Raw genomic sequence first — 13,877 nt, 5'->3', positions numbered from 1 at the left:
CCACTCATGGCCCCGAAGCGATGCTTTTTGAGGGCATCGGAACAGGCCCGAATCCGAAAATCGATGCGGCATCTCGAGCGCCTTGCACCTCTTCCAGGAAGCCGGCGCCTGTGAGCCTTTTCGGTCCGGTTCATTGTTCTTTTCGGGTGCTTTTCCCGATATAGGAATGCAACGAAAAATCGGAGGGGCGATCTAGGGATAGTTCTAAATTCCGATCCAGGCGGCAGGCGCGAAGCCGTTCTTTCCCTCTGGAACCGGGTCGACATCCATCGTCATGCTTGGGGCAACCCCCCTCGTTTGGACGGTATTGACGTGTTGGCAAGCGGCCTACGATCCGTCCACTGGAATGTCCTGATGACACACCTCGCCGCGCAGCCTCTTCGCCTGATGGTGCTCGATGATCACGCGGTCGTCCGGCATGGCCTGATCGTCAGGCTGGCGGACGAGCCCGGCCTGTCGGTGGTCGGCAGCCATGCCACCAGCCGCGAACTGCTCGATGCACTGGCCACCCTGCCAGCAGACATCGTTCTCATGGATTTCTCGCTCGGCCCTTCGGACATCGACGGGCTCAATCTCATCCGGGCACTGAAGGTCCGGCATCCGCGCAGCAAGACGATCGTCGTCTCCGCGCACTACAGCGCGGCCACCGTGGCCCTGGCGCTGAAGGCCGGCGCGCGCGGCTATGTCGGAAAGAACCAGGAACTGAGCGAGTTGATGGCGGCCATCCGCACGGTGGCCAAGGGCCGGATCCACCTGCATCCCGACATGGCGGCGGACATCGCGACCCACGCCGAAGCATCGTGGGGCCGCACCGACGCCGAAGCGCTCACGAAGAATCCCCTGCTGTCCCCGCGCGAGCGCGAGGTGCTGCGCTGCTGCCTGGAAGGCATGTCGGTCACGCAGATCGCCGCGAAGTTCTCTCGCAACGTGAACACCATCAGCACGCAGAAGCAGGCGGCGTTCCGCAAGCTGGGCATTCGAACGGACAACGAGCTGTTCAAGATTCGCCACCAGCTGGACAAGACATGAGGCACTGGAACTCCTTCCGGGCGGTGGCCATGTGGATCATGGGAACCGCCATGGCGCTCCCGGCCGGCTCCGCGTGGGCGCAGACGCAACCCGTCTTCACCGAGGAAGAGCATCGCTGGATGAACGCCCACCCCGTCGTGCGCTATGCCGCAGACACACGGCTGAGCCCCCTGGAGTACATCGAGCACGGCCGTTACAAGGGGTTGATGGCGGAGTACCTTGACGCGGTCGCCCGCAAATCGGGCCTGCGCTTCGAGTTGAACCCCACCCAGGACTGGCAGGAAGCCCAGCAGGCCTTTCTCGATGGCAAGGTCGACATGTTCCCGAACGCCAGCGCCCAGCGAACCACACGCGAGGTCGGCGCGAAACTGCGCCTGACCGATCCCTTCTTCGTGGCGCAGACCATCATCGTCACGCGGACCAACGCCCCGATCGTCCTCACCATGAAAGATCTGGACGGCAAGGTGGCAGCCGTGCGCGGCGGGGGGTCTTACGCCCATGTTTTCGCCGAACGCTATCCCGGTGTCCGCGTGCTGCCAACCCGCGAGCCGATGGAGAGCCTCGATGCGGTGATCGCGGGAGAAGCCTACGCCGCCATCGGCTCCGACGCGGTGTTTCTGCCCATGATGCGCCGCAGGCATGCGCGTCAGTTGAGCATCTCCGGCACCGTTGGCGACCTCTTGTACGTCGCCCAGATGGGCGTTCGCGCCGACCTGCCGCTGTTGCACGCCATCGTGGAGAAGTCGCTGGCCAGCCTCTCGGCGGCAGAGACCGGCCAGATGAACGACCGATGGCTGGAGCAGACGGACTTCGGCGAGCCGTCGCTGCTGTCGATCATCCGGTACCGCTTGCCGCAGCTGCTGATGCTGCTCGGCACGGTCGTGCTGCTCGGCTGGTTCGCCTGGCGCGCCCGCGTGGCGCAACGCGCCGCACAGAAGAGCGAGCGCACCAAGTCGCACTTCCTGGCGGTCATGAGCCACGAAATCCGCACGCCCATGAACGCGGTGCTGGCCTCCATCGAGATGCTGGCGCACACGCCGATGGATGCGCGCCAGAAGCGCTTCACGCGCACCGCCTCGGCCGCCGCCGAAGCGCTGCTGTCGCTGCTGGACGATGTGCTCGACCTCTCGAAGCTGGACGCCAAGCGCCTCGAACTCGAACTGATCCGTACCGATGTCGACGCGCTGGCGCAAAAGGTGGCGCATGTGGCGCGGGTGAACGCGCAAGAAAAGCAGTTGGTCATCGAGGTGCGCACGACCAACCCGTCGGGCCGGCACGTGCTGATCGACCCCACACGGTTGCGGCAGGTGCTCCTCAACCTGGTGGGCAATGCCGTGAAGTTCACCGAGCGCGGGCGCGTCGATGTGACGCTGGCGCTTGTGGACGGTGGTGACATGAACGGCCGGCTGACGGTCACCGTGAGCGACACCGGCATCGGCATCGCGCCGTCGCAACAGGCCGCTGTCTTCGATGCCTACGCGCAGGCCGACAACGCCACCACCCGGCGCTTCGGCGGCACGGGCCTGGGGCTGACCATCTGCAAGGAGCTGGTCGAGTTGATGGGCGGCGAGATTCGTTTGACCAGCCGCCTTGGCGCAGGCACTTCGGTCGAATTCGCCTTGCCGGTGCGGCTTGCATCGCCCGCACAAGCATTGTCCAAGGATGCCGCTGCGGCGCTTGGCCTGCCGTCCTCCGGTGCGGCGGCCACCGTGCTGGTTGTGGAGGACCATCCGGGCAACCAGTTCATCATTGCCGAGCAGTTGCGCACGCTGGGGTACGAAGTGCGGATAGAAGCCGATGGCGCGGCAGCACTGGCTGCGCTCGAGCCGCCGCATTCCTTCGCGCTCGTGCTCATGGACTGCCACATGCCCGGCATGAGCGGCTACGAAGCGACGCGCCGCATCCGTGAGCGCGAGCGCGAGACGGGTGCCAGCCATCTGCCCGTGATCGCGATTTCGGCCGCGACCGACTTGGCGCATCTCGAGAAATGCATGGACAGCGGGATGGGCGGTGTGCTCAAGAAGCCACTGCGCCTGGACGAGCTGTCGAGCATGCTGCAGCTCTGGCTGGGCGGCGCGCCGTCGCCGCAACCTCCTGGCACCGCGGTGCCACCGCAGCTGCACGAGGCCATGGCGGAAGAACTTGCTGCGTTGCGCAGCACGTTCGCTGCGGGGGATGCCACAGGTGCAGCGCACCATGCGCACCGGCTCAGGGGCGCGGCATTGATGGTCGAGGCTGCGGCCGTGGCAGCGTTCGCCGATGCGTTGGAGGGAATCGCTCGCAGCGATACAGCATCCAGCGGCACGCGCGTGGCGGCATTGCTGGACGAACTCGGGCGTGCGCTGTCGGCCGCCGGGCTGCTGCCCGCGGCCGCGGCTTCCTGACCAGACGCCGCCCTACGCCCCCGCCATCCGTTCCTTCATCAACCGGCGAAGAATCTCCAGCGCCGGCGCCTCGGTGCGCTGGCGCAGCGTCACCAGCCCGAAGCGCGCCGTGCCGCGCATCGGCGGCTCCATCCGCAACTCGACCAGGTCGGGCGCCGACTCGTGCACCGCGAGCAGCACCGTGTCGCTCTGGCGCACCACGTCGGCAATGCTGGGCAGCTCTTCGCACTGCAGCGTCACGCAGTTGGCAGGATGTGCCTGCGGGCCGTAGGTCTCGACCAGCCCGCGCGCCACCTCGTCGCTCAGCGGCGTCGAGGCGATCGGGTAGCGCTGCACCGCCTCGAAACTCACGCCCTTGCGCAGCCGCGCGAGCGGATGGCCGCGGCGGCACAGGAAGGCGCCACGCAGCTCGTACACGTGGGTCAGCACCAGGTCGGGCGCGGGCTTGAGCGCACGCGCATCGACCACCAGCGCGTCGAGGCTGCGCTCGCGCAGCGCCTGCGCCAGCAGGTCGGTGCTGCCACGCGCGATCTCCGTGCGCACCGCCGGATGGTGCTTCGCCATGTGCAGCAGAAAGGGCGTCATCAGCAGCGCGCCCGGCCCGGAGCCCAGCCCGATGCGGACCGTGCCGCCCTCGCCTTCTCGCATCTGTCGGCCGCGGTCGCGCAGCGCCTCGGCCTCCGACACCAGCAGCCGCGCGCGCTCCAGCACCTCGCGCCCGAAGGCCGTGAGCTCGTTACGCCGGCCGATGCGGTCGAACAGCGGCATGCCCAGCTCGTCTTCGAGCGCGCGCACGCTGCGGCTGAGCGCGGGCTGCGTCAGGTGCAGGGCCTCGGCCGATTTACTGAACGAGCCCGTGTGGGCCAGCGAAATCAGGTGCCTCAGTTGAACCAGCGTCATGGCGAAAGCCTCGTTATTTCGAATGCATTGGACTCATGCTAATGCAGACAACAATGCATTGGACGTTCGACAGGCTCGCTCCTAGCATCCCCTTGCATCCGGCCACACGAGCCGGCTTCCCACGAAGGAGACATGATTTGACGACCTCGTTCTTCCGTTCCGCGCTCTGCCTCGCCTGCGGGCTGATGCTGGCCGCGGGCCCCGCCAGCGCCGACAGCTTTCCCACCAAGCCCGTGAACCTGATGGTTCCCTACCCGGCCGGCGGCCCTTCGGACGCCACCGCGCGCATCTTCACCGTGCCGCTGGGAAAGGCGCTGGGCCAGCAAGTGATCGTGGAGAACCTGGGCGGCGTGAGCGGCGCCATGGCCGCGCAGAAGGTGCTGGCCGCGCCCGCTGACGGCTACTACATCTTCCAGGGCTCGCCCAACGAAATCATCCTGTCGCCGCTGGCCAATGCGGCCGTCAAGCTCAAGGCCGAAGACTTCCGAATGGTGCACCCGGTCGCCGAGGCGGTGATGGTCTTCGTCGCCCGCAAGGACCTGCCGGCCAACAGCGTCGACGAGCTCATTGCGCTGGCGCGCAAGTCGGCCGACAAGCCGCTGTCGTACGGCAGCGTGGGCATCGGCTCGCTCTACCACCTGATCCTCGAGAAGGTGCAGCTGGACACCGGCGTGAAGCTCATGCACGCGCCCTACAAGGGCAACGCACCGCTGCTGCAGGACATCGGCGGCGGCCAGGTCGACTTTGCCGTGCTGGTCTACAGCGCCGCCATGGGCGCCCTGGCCGAGCAGGGCCGGCTGAAGATCCTCGGCCAGCTCGGCGGGCAGCGCTCCGAGCTGCTGAAGAACGTGCCCACGGCCAGCGAAGGCAAGGAGCTGAAGAACGTCAACTACAAGACCTGGAGCGGCTTCTTCGTGCGCAAGAACACGCCGGAAGACGTGGTGCAGAAGCTGCACCAGGCCATCGGCACGACGCTGAAAGAAGCCAGCGTGCGCGAGCAGCTCGCAGCCCAGACGCAGCAGGCCTCGCCATCGACCACGCTGGCCGACTCCGCGAAGTTCTACGAGGCCGAAACCGCGCGCTACCGCGACATCGCCAAGTCCATCCGACTGGAACCCCAATGAGCACCACCACCGCCCTCCTGAACGACCTGCACGCCAGCGCCGACACCTTCATCGGCATCCGCCGCGACATCCACCAGCACCCCGAACTCGGCTTCGACGAGCACCGCACCTCGGCGCTGGTGGCCGAGAAGCTCGAAGCCTGGGGCTACACCGTCGAGCGCCACGTTGGCGGCACCGGCGTGGTGGGCCGGCTCGTGCGCGGCAACGGCACGCGCCGCCTCGGCCTGCGCGCCGACATGGACGCCCTGCCCATCGACGAGGCCACGGGCCTGGCCTACGCCAGCGAACACACGGGGGTGATGCACGCCTGCGGCCACGACGGCCACACGGCGATGCTGCTGGCTGCTGCCCAGCACCTGGCCGAACGCGGGCGCTTCGACGGCACGTTGAACCTGATCTTCCAGCCCGCCGAAGAAGGCGGTGGCGGCGCGGTGCGCATGATCGACGACGGCCTATTCGAGCGTTACCCCTGCGACGCCATCTTCGCGATGCACAACATGCCCGGCATGGCGCAAGGCCGGCTGGCGATGCGCGAAGGGCCGGCCATGGCTTCGTCCGACTACGCCACGATCACCCTCACCGGCGTGGGCGGCCACGGCGCCATGCCGCACCGCGCGGCCGACCCGATCGTGGCCGCGGCCAGCACCGTGATGGCGCTGCAGAGCGTGGTCTCGCGCAACATCGACCCGCTGCAGATGGCCGTGGTGACGGTGGGCGCCATCCATGCGGGCAAGGCCAACAACGTGATCCCGCAGAGCGCTGTGCTCGAGCTCAGCGTGCGCGCCCTCGACCGCGACGTGCGCAAGAAAATCGAAACCCGCGTCAAGGCGCTGGTGGCCGCGCAGGCCGAAAGCTTCGGCGTGCAGGCGCAGATCGACTGGCGGCCCGGCTACGCGGTGCTGGTCAACACGCCCGAAGAAACCGCCTTTGCGCGCACCGTGGCCGAAGAGCTCGTAGGCCCGGCGCAGGTCACCTGGCAGACACCGCCGCTGTCGGGCAGCGAAGACTTCGCCTTCATGCTGGAGCGCGTGCCCGGCTGCTACCTGCTCATCGGCAATGGCGACGGCGACGCGCACGGTGCCTGCATGGTCCACAACCCGGGCTACGACTTCAATGACAGCAATGTCGCGGTGGGCGGCGCCTACTGGGTGCTGCTCACCGAGCGCTTCCTGCGCGTGGCAGGCTGAACTGCACGCTCAAGCAGGTTGCCGCGCGAGCCATTCGCGCGGCGACACGCCCACCTTCTGCGCGAACAGGCGCGACAGCGCCGAGGCGTTGGCGTAGCCGAGGCTGTCGGCAATCGTCTTGACCGACGCGCCCGTGCGCAGCTCGGCCTGCGCAATCGTCAGGCGCCACTGCGCCAGGTAGTCCGCAGGCGTCGCGCCCACCACCGACTTGAAGCGCGCCGCGAACGCACTGCGCGACATGCCGGCTTCCGCCGCCATCTGTTCGAGCGGCCACGGCTCGCCCGGGCGCTCGTGCAGCGCGACCAGCACGCGCGCCAGTTGCGGGTCGCCCAGGCCCGTCAACAAGCCTGCTGGCACGCCGCTCTCCTGCGGATGGTCGAGCAGCCAGCGCAGTAGCTGGATCAGCACCACCTCGAACAGCCGGTCGGCCAGCAGGCGATGGCCGCACAGCACACGCCCGGTTTCCGCGAACAGCAGCGCCAGTGCCGCTTCGAGGCCGTCGACCGCATGCAGCGGCAGCAGCACCAGCGGTGGCAAGGCGCGCACCAGCGGGTGCGCCTCGCCACCGTCGAAGTCGACCGTGGCGCAGACGAAATCCGATCCTTCGGTGGGCGCGTTGTGGAAGTCGTGCGCCAGCGGGCGCGGGTAGAACAGCAGGCTGGGCTCCTTCACGACCAGCTTGCGCGGCACGCCGGCCGAGCGCACCGACGGCGCCGAGTGCGTGACCACCATTTCGCCGCGCCGCATCACATGCAGGAAGCTGCGCCCCTCCTTCGCCGCGAAGTGCGTCACGCCGCACAGCGGACCCGTGTGGAACAGGTGGGCCCGGACACGGAAGCGCTCGAGCAGGGACGAGAGCCTGTCGATGGGCGGTGACGGTGATGCGCTCGGCATTGGACGAAAAGGTATGTTGAATGGATGAAAGCGTTCAAATCATACGGACTCCGGGAAGACACTGCATCCATCGTCACCATCAAAAGGAAGTCTTCATGCCCCGCGTCAATCTCGTCACAGACACCGCCGCCACCGGCGACGCCCAAGTCTTGCTCTCTCAAATCCACGGTGCCTTCGGCGCCACGCCCAACATGTTCCGCGCCGTCGCCAACTCGCCCGCGGCGCTGCGCAGCCTGTGGGGATCGTTCGGCGCGCTCGGCGGCGGCGTCATTCCGGCGCAGCTCGGCGAACAGATCGCCGTGGCCGTCGCCGACCGCAACGCCTGCCACTACTGCCTCGCAGCGCACACCGCGCTCGGCCGCAAGGCGGGCGTGTCGGCTGCCGACATGACCGCCGCGCAGGCCGGCGAATCGGTCGACCCGCGCACGGCGGCGGCGCTGCGCTTTGCGCTGAAGCTCGTCGACGCGCGCGGACAGATCGACGACGCCGACGTGCAGGCCCTGCGCGCCGTGGGCTTCGACGACCAGCACATCGTCGAGATCCTCGCGCACGTCGCACTGAACCTGTTCACCAACTACGTGAACGTGGCCTTCCAGGTGCCGGTGGATTTCCCGCAGGTGAAGCTGCGCACCGAGGCGGCCTGACATGGCCTGGCCGCACCCCGAAGCGCCCGAGCTGCAGGTGTCCCACTGGCTCAACAGCGACGCGCCCGTCACGCTGGCGTCGCTGCGGGGCCGGGTCGTGGTGCTGCACGCGTTCCAGATGCTGTGCCCGGCTTGCGTGTCGCACGGCCTGCCGCAGGCGAAGAAGACGCGGCAGCTGTTCGCCGCAAAAGATGTCGCGGTGCTCGGCCTGCACACGGTGTTCGAGCACCACGAGGTCATGACGCCCGCCGCGCTCGACGCCTTCGTGCGCGAGTACCGCCTGGGCTTCCCGATCGGCATCGACCAGCCCTCGCCCACCGGCGGCATTCCCGCCACGATGCGCGACTACCAGTGGCAAGGCACGCCGAGCACGGTGCTGATCGACCGGCAGGGGCGCCTGCGCATGAGCCACTTCGGGCTGATCGACGACATGGCGCTGGGCGCCGCCATCGGGCAGCTCGCGGCTGAGGATGTTCCCGCGCACCTCATCGCGCAGCCTGCGGACGACGTGCCGCAAGATGGCGCGTGCAACGACAACGGCTGCCCCGCATGACAACACCGACCGCCCTGCCCATCGACGCGCTGCTGGTCGGCCCCGTCGCGCTGCTGCCCGACGGGCGTTCGCGCAGCGGCATCCGCAAGACGGCCACGGCCGACGCGCTGTGGCTGTCGCCCACCGGCCTGCAAGGCGATGCGCAGGCCGACCTGCGCGTCCATGGCGGTGTCGAGAAGGCCGTGCACCACTACCCCCGCGAGCACTACGCGGGCTGGGCCTCGGCGAGCCACCCAAGCGAGTTGCTGACGCACGCAGGCGCCTTCGGCGAGAACATCTCGACCACCGGCTGGGACGAATCGACCGTGTGCATCGGTGACGTGGTCCAGCTCGGCGATGCACGCGTGCAGGTGTCGCAGGGCCGGCAACCCTGCTGGAAGCTCGACGCGCACTTCGGCGTGCCCGGCATGGCGCGCGAGATGCAGGCGCGCGGCTGCACGGGCTGGTACTACCGCGTGCTCGAACCCGGCTGGGTGCGGGCCGGCGCCATGGCCACGCGCGTGGAACGACCGCATCCCGAGTGGCCGCTGTCGCGTCTCATCGCGCTGCTGTTCTCGCGCGACGCGCGCTTCGTGCCCGAATGGGAACAGGCCGCCGCCCTGCCCGCGCTGGCCGAACGCTGGTGTGCCACGTTCCGCAAACGGCTGGATGCGGGGCGCGTCGAGGACAGGGAGCCGCGCTTGCGAGCACCCGCGTCCGACACCTGAGCGCGCTCAGTCGTCGAGCGTTTCCACGCGCAGTGCGATCACCGGGCCGGCCACGACCGGGCTCGCCTGCAACGCATGCAGCACGAGATCGACCGCACCCTGCAGCGCCGATTCGGTGATCACCAGCACCTGCGGCGCCGCATCGGCCGCCCCGTTCGCCAGCACCAGTTGCCGCACCGGCAGCCGCTGCGCGGCCAGCAGCTCGGCCACGGCGGCGATGTCGGTCGCTGCCTGCACCGGCACGCGCAGGTAGTGCGCGCTGCGCACCGCCGCGCGCGGCAGCACCGGCAGTTCGCGCACCGCATGCGCATGGAAGCCGGTATGCGGCACGCGCTGGCCGGCGTGGGTGCCGTCCAGGCGCGCCACGTCGACCAGGTCGGCGATCACGGCCGAGGCGGTCTGCTCCGAGCCGGCGCCTGCGCCGTAGTACATCGTGACGCCCGCCGCGTCGGCCTTGACCATGATGCCGTTCATCGAGCCGTTGACCTGCGCGAGCAGGTGCGTCGCGGGCACCAGCGCGGGCTGCACGCGCAGCTCCACGCCCTCCTCGCGGCGGCGCGCCACGCCCAGCAGCTTGACGCGAAAGCCCAGCTGCTCGGCGCAGGCCACGTCGAGGCGCTGCAGCGCGGTGATGCCCTCGACCTGTGCGTCCGCGAAGCGCACCGGCATGCCGAAGGCGTTGGCGGCCAGCAGCGCGGTCTTGTGAGCGGCGTCGACGCCCTCGATGTCGAAGGCCGGGTCGGCCTCGGCATAGCCCAGCGCCTGGGCCTGTGCGAGCGCGTCGGCGAAGTCCAGGCCCTCGTCGCGCATCTTGCTCAGGATGAAGTTGGTGGTGCCGTTGACGATGCCGGCCACCCATTCGATGCGGTTGGCCGTGAGGCCCTCGCGCAGCGCTTTCACGATGGGGATGCTCACCGCCACCGCGCCTTCGTACATCACGGCCACGCCGTGCGCGCTGGCGGCGGCGAAGATCTCGGGGCCGTGCACGGCCAGCAGCGCCTTGTTGGCCGTGACCACGTGCTTGCCGTGCGCAATGGCCGCCAGCACCCAGTCGCGCGCCGGGCCGGTGCCGCCGGCCACCTCGACCACCACATCGACATCGGGATCGGTCGCGACCTGCATCGGGTCGGCCGTGAGCGCCACGCCCTCGCCCACGATGCCCTGGGCACGCGCGAGGTTGCGTGCCGCCACCACCGTCACCTCGATGCCGCGCCCGGCGCGGGCGGCAATGAGGTCCTGGTTGCGGGCCAGCACGCGGAAGGTGCCCGAGCCCACGGTCCCAATGCCGATCATGCCGACGCGCAAGGGGCGAATGGCCGCGCCGTGGCTGGGCTGGGGCAGGAAGGACGAGACGGGATCGCGGTACATGGGCTTCTCCAAACAACGAACGAACAGGACAAAAACAAAAAAACCCAGCTGCCAGCTGGGTTTCGTTCATTCGGGAGAAGAGACACCAGGTGGCTGCCGGAGCGGCCACCCTGCGCGAGCTAGGGGGCCGCGGCGGTCATGGTGGTAATCATTCGTGCATTCACGGCGTCGCTCGTTCGCACGCAAGCGGCGAACGGCATCGTGCGGCCGATAACGGCGGCGCTGGATGCTGCAACAGGGGAAAGTGAAAGGCACGACATGAGCCGGCGAGTGTACACGCGGTGCTTGCGGCAGGCCCCGATCCGGGCAAACTAGGGCATGGACAAGCATTTCCTGACCCCCCTGTTCGCCCCCACGTCGATCGCGGCCTTCGTCGGCGAGCCCAGCGATCTGGGCGGCCAGACCGCCCTGGGCCACACGCTGCGCGAAGCCTTCCGCGCCGACCGCTTCGACGGCACGCTGCGCTTCATCGACATACGCACCCAAGGCACGCTCGAAGAGCTGGCGCAGACGCATGCCGACCTGGCGCTGATCGCGCTGGCGCCGCGCGACGTGGCCGCCGCGATCGAAATCGCGGGCCGCATCGGCTGCAAGGCCGCGGTGGTCATCTCCACCGGCATCGCCGCCGATCAGGCTGCGCAGTGGCGCAAGATCGCGCGCCGCGAAGGCGTGCACCTGCTGGGCCCCAACTCGCTGGGCTTCCAGCGCCCGCCGCTGCACCTCAATGCCAGCGTGGCCGGCCCGCTCGCGCGCACCGGGCCGCTGGCGCTGGTGTCGCAGTCGGGTGCGCTCACCGCGTCGATGCTCGACTGGGCGCGGCAGAACGGCGTGGGTTTTTCGAGCGTGGTCTCGCTCGGGCCGCACACCTCGGTCGACATTCCGCAGGTGCTCGACTTCCTGGCCAACGACGCCGCCACGCACAGCATCATCGTGTACCTCGAAGGCATTGCCGACGCGCGCCGCTTCATGAGCGCGCTGCGCTCGGCTTCGCATGCCAAGCCGGTGGTGGTGCTCAAGGCGGGCCGCAAGCCGGCCGGCAACGAGGCTGCGCAGACGCACAGCGCCGCCATCGTGGGCAGCGACGACGTGTTCGACGCCGCCTTGCGCCGCGCGGGCGCGGTGCGGGTGCGCTCCTTCGTCGAGCTGTTCTCGGCCGCCAAATGCCTGGCCTCGCGCTACCGGCCCGTGGGCAAGCGGCTGGCCGTGGTCACCAACGGCGGCGGCCCCGGCGTCCTCGCGGCCGACTGGATCAACGAGATCGGGCTCGACCTGGGCCGCCTTTCGGCGCCCGCGCAGAAGCTGCTGCAGCCCTCGCTGCCCGCGCTCGCGTCGCTCACCGACCTCATCGACCTGTCGGAAGACGCCACGCCCGCGCACTTTCGCGCCGCCATCGACACGGCCTCGGCCGACAGCCAGATCGACGGCGTGCTCGCCATCTTCTCGCCCAAGGCCGGCGTCGATGCGGCCGCCACGGCGCGCGCGCTGGCCGACATTCCGCGTCCCATGCCCAAGCCGCTGCTGTCGTGCTGGATGGGCGATGCCTCGGTGGGCAATGCGCGGGCCGTGCTGGCCGAGGCCACCATCCCGAGCTTTCGCACGCCCGAGGCGGCCGTGGGCGCCTTCGGCAACATCGCGGCCTTCTATCAGAACCAGCAACTGCTGCAGCAGACGCCGCCGCCGCTCTCGGCGCTGGCCAAGCCCGACATCGACGGCGCGCGCCTGCTCATCGAGAGCGTGCTGGCCGAGCGGCGCAAGGTGCTGACCGAGATGGAGTCGAAGTCGCTGCTGTCGTGCTTCCACATCCCGATCACGCGCACGCTGCTCGCGCGCAGCGCCAACGAAGCCATGATGATCGCCACGCAGCTGGGCTTTCCGGTGGCGCTGAAGATCGACTCGCCCGACATCTCGCACAAGTCCGACGTCGAGGGCGTGGCGCTGAACGTGATGAACGGCACCAGCGCGCGCGACACCTACCTGGAGATGATGGAGCGCGTGGCGCAGCTCGCGCCCGACGCCCGCATCAACGGCGTGACCGTGCAGAAGATGGTGCGTGCGCGGCGCGGGCGCGAGATTTACGTCGGCCTCGTGACCGACCAGCCCTTCGGCCCGGTCATCGTCTTCGGCGCGGGCGGCACCATGATCGAGCTCATGAACGACCGCGCGATGGAGCTGCCGCCGCTCAACCAGTTTCTGGCGCGCCACCTCATCGAGCGCTCGCGCGTGGCCGAGACACTGGGCGAATGGCGCGGTGCCAACGCAGTGAACATGGAGGCCATCGAAGACGTGCTGCTGCGCGTGTCCGAAATGGTGTGCGAACTGCCCGAGCTGCGCGAGATGGACATCAACCCCATCATCGTGGACGAGCACGGCGCGGTGTCGGTCGATGCGCGCATCGTGGTCGACAGCAGCACGCAGGCGGTGGCGGGCCCCGCGGGCAACGGCTACCAGCACCTGGCCATCATGCCGTACCCCGCGCGCTACCGGCGCGAATGGCCGCTGCCCGGTGGCGGCGCGTACGTCGTGCGGCCGGTGCATCCGAACGACGCGCAGATGCTGCAGGCGCTGGTGCAGGGCCTGTCGCCCGAAAGCCGTTGGTTCCGTTTTGTCTCGCGCTTCCACGAGCTGCCGCCGTCGATGCTGTCGCGCTTCACCCTCATCGACTACGACCGCGAGATGGCGCTGGTCGCCACCATCATGGAACGCAGCACCGCGCCCGACGGCACCGCGCCCGACGGCACCGTGCTCGACACCGAGCGCATCGTGGGCGTGTCGCGCTACATCACCAACCCCGACCAGACCAGCTGCGAGTTCTCGCTCGTGGTGGCCGACGAGTTCAGTGGCAAGGGCATCGGCTCGCGTCTGATGGAAAGCATCATCGACGTGGCCCGCGACCGCGGCCTGTCCGAAATGGACGGGCTGGTGCTGGCCGGCAACCCCGACATGCTCAAGCTGGTGCGCCGGCTGGGATTCACGGTGAAGTCGTTCCCTGAAGACCCGGACTTCAAGCTCGTGACCTACCCGCTGTAGCCCGCCGGTAATGCAGTGGGCGGCTGCAACTCGACGAGAATCGGCCGCCCTCCACCTCCG

Annotated in this window: 11 protein-coding genes; 8 read left to right on the top strand and 3 right to left on the bottom strand. The window is 68.9% G+C overall.

Annotated elements, in window-relative coordinates; all coding sequences use genetic code 11:
• Positions 1-354 precede the first annotated feature (354 nt).
• Positions 355-1,029: a response regulator transcription factor gene (locus tag CY658_RS17990; protein WP_101491509.1), complete on the top strand. Its 675-nt coding sequence runs from the start codon at positions 355-357 to the stop codon at positions 1,027-1,029.
• Entirely contained in the window at positions 1,026-3,413 is a 2,388-nt protein-coding gene (locus CY658_RS17985) for an ATP-binding protein (protein ID WP_101491508.1), read from the top strand. The genes CY658_RS17990 and CY658_RS17985 overlap by 4 nt, the downstream gene beginning before the upstream one ends.
• Positions 3,414-3,425: 12 nt before the next feature.
• On the opposite strand, the gene CY658_RS17980 is transcribed toward CY658_RS17985, so the two are convergent.
• Positions 3,426-4,313 carry a LysR family transcriptional regulator gene (locus CY658_RS17980; RefSeq protein WP_101491507.1) on the bottom strand — a complete coding sequence of 296 codons (888 nt, stop codon included), beginning with the start codon at positions 4,311-4,313 and terminating at the stop codon, positions 3,426-3,428.
• Between the two features lie 185 nt (positions 4,314-4,498).
• On the opposite strand from CY658_RS17980, the gene CY658_RS17975 reads away from it, so the two are divergent.
• Complete coding sequence (locus CY658_RS17975; RefSeq protein WP_101491902.1) at positions 4,499-5,437, top strand: tripartite tricarboxylate transporter substrate binding protein; 939 nt, start codon at positions 4,499-4,501, stop codon at positions 5,435-5,437.
• Positions 5,434-6,624 (top strand): M20 aminoacylase family protein, encoded by a 1,191-nt coding sequence (locus CY658_RS17970; RefSeq protein ID WP_101491506.1) that lies wholly within the window; start codon positions 5,434-5,436, stop codon positions 6,622-6,624. The genes CY658_RS17975 and CY658_RS17970 overlap by 4 nt, the downstream gene beginning before the upstream one ends.
• Positions 6,625-6,633: 9 nt before the next feature.
• Here the strand turns inward: CY658_RS17970 and CY658_RS17965 are convergent, their stop codons facing one another.
• Positions 6,634-7,518: an AraC family transcriptional regulator gene (locus CY658_RS17965; RefSeq protein WP_101491505.1), complete on the bottom strand. Its 885-nt coding sequence runs from the start codon at positions 7,516-7,518 to the stop codon at positions 6,634-6,636.
• Between the two features lie 95 nt (positions 7,519-7,613).
• Here CY658_RS17965 and CY658_RS17960 point away from each other — a divergent pair, with 95 nt between their 5' ends.
• The 3 genes from CY658_RS17960 to CY658_RS17950 are packed head-to-tail and all read left to right on the top strand — an operon-like array spanning position 7,614 to position 9,422.
• Positions 7,614-8,162: a carboxymuconolactone decarboxylase family protein gene (locus CY658_RS17960; RefSeq protein WP_101491504.1), complete on the top strand. Its 549-nt coding sequence runs from the start codon at positions 7,614-7,616 to the stop codon at positions 8,160-8,162.
• 1 nt (position 8,163) lies between these two features.
• The gene (locus CY658_RS17955) at positions 8,164-8,715 is read left to right on the top strand and encodes a peroxiredoxin family protein (RefSeq protein ID WP_101491503.1); all 552 of its coding nucleotides are present in this window, start codon (positions 8,164-8,166) and stop codon (positions 8,713-8,715) included.
• Positions 8,712-9,422: an MOSC domain-containing protein gene (locus tag CY658_RS17950; protein WP_101491502.1), complete on the top strand. Its 711-nt coding sequence runs from the start codon at positions 8,712-8,714 to the stop codon at positions 9,420-9,422. The genes CY658_RS17955 and CY658_RS17950 overlap by 4 nt, the downstream gene beginning before the upstream one ends.
• Before the next feature lie 6 nt (positions 9,423-9,428).
• Here CY658_RS17950 and CY658_RS17945 read toward each other — a convergent pair whose 3' ends face one another.
• A complete protein-coding gene (locus tag CY658_RS17945) occupies positions 9,429-10,790 on the bottom strand; it encodes a homoserine dehydrogenase (protein ID WP_101491501.1) in 1,362 nt (453 codons plus the stop codon).
• Positions 10,791-11,108: 318 nt separating this feature from the next.
• Here CY658_RS17945 and CY658_RS17940 point away from each other — a divergent pair, with 318 nt between their 5' ends.
• Positions 11,109-13,817 carry a bifunctional acetate--CoA ligase family protein/GNAT family N-acetyltransferase gene (locus CY658_RS17940; RefSeq protein ID WP_101491500.1) on the top strand — a complete coding sequence of 903 codons (2,709 nt, stop codon included), beginning with the start codon at positions 11,109-11,111 and terminating at the stop codon, positions 13,815-13,817.
• The last annotated feature ends 60 nt before the right edge of the window (positions 13,818-13,877 follow it).

This window comes from Variovorax sp. RO1 (genome assembly GCF_002849325.1).
GTDB lineage: Bacteria > Pseudomonadota > Gammaproteobacteria > Burkholderiales > Burkholderiaceae_C > Variovorax.
The sequence above is the reverse complement of the archived record's forward strand: the minus strand, read 5'-3'. Positions and strand labels throughout refer to the sequence as shown.

Coding starts and splice junctions, on each gene's coding strand:
- CY658_RS17990 (WP_101491509.1), top strand. CDS start 355: ATGACACACCTCGCCGCGCAGCCTCTTCGCCTGATGGTGCTCGATGAT.
- CY658_RS17985 (WP_101491508.1), top strand. CDS start 1,026: ATGAGGCACTGGAACTCCTTCCGGGCGGTGGCCATGTGGATCATGGGA.
- CY658_RS17980 (WP_101491507.1), bottom strand. CDS start 4,313: ATGACGCTGGTTCAACTGAGGCACCTGATTTCGCTGGCCCACACGGGC.
- CY658_RS17975 (WP_101491902.1), top strand. CDS start 4,499: ATGCTGGCCGCGGGCCCCGCCAGCGCCGACAGCTTTCCCACCAAGCCC.
- CY658_RS17970 (WP_101491506.1), top strand. CDS start 5,434: ATGAGCACCACCACCGCCCTCCTGAACGACCTGCACGCCAGCGCCGAC.
- CY658_RS17965 (WP_101491505.1), bottom strand. CDS start 7,518: ATGCCGAGCGCATCACCGTCACCGCCCATCGACAGGCTCTCGTCCCTG.
- CY658_RS17960 (WP_101491504.1), top strand. CDS start 7,614: ATGCCCCGCGTCAATCTCGTCACAGACACCGCCGCCACCGGCGACGCC.
- CY658_RS17955 (WP_101491503.1), top strand. CDS start 8,164: ATGGCCTGGCCGCACCCCGAAGCGCCCGAGCTGCAGGTGTCCCACTGG.
- CY658_RS17950 (WP_101491502.1), top strand. CDS start 8,712: ATGACAACACCGACCGCCCTGCCCATCGACGCGCTGCTGGTCGGCCCC.
- CY658_RS17945 (WP_101491501.1), bottom strand. CDS start 10,790: ATGTACCGCGATCCCGTCTCGTCCTTCCTGCCCCAGCCCAGCCACGGC.
- CY658_RS17940 (WP_101491500.1), top strand. CDS start 11,109: ATGGACAAGCATTTCCTGACCCCCCTGTTCGCCCCCACGTCGATCGCG.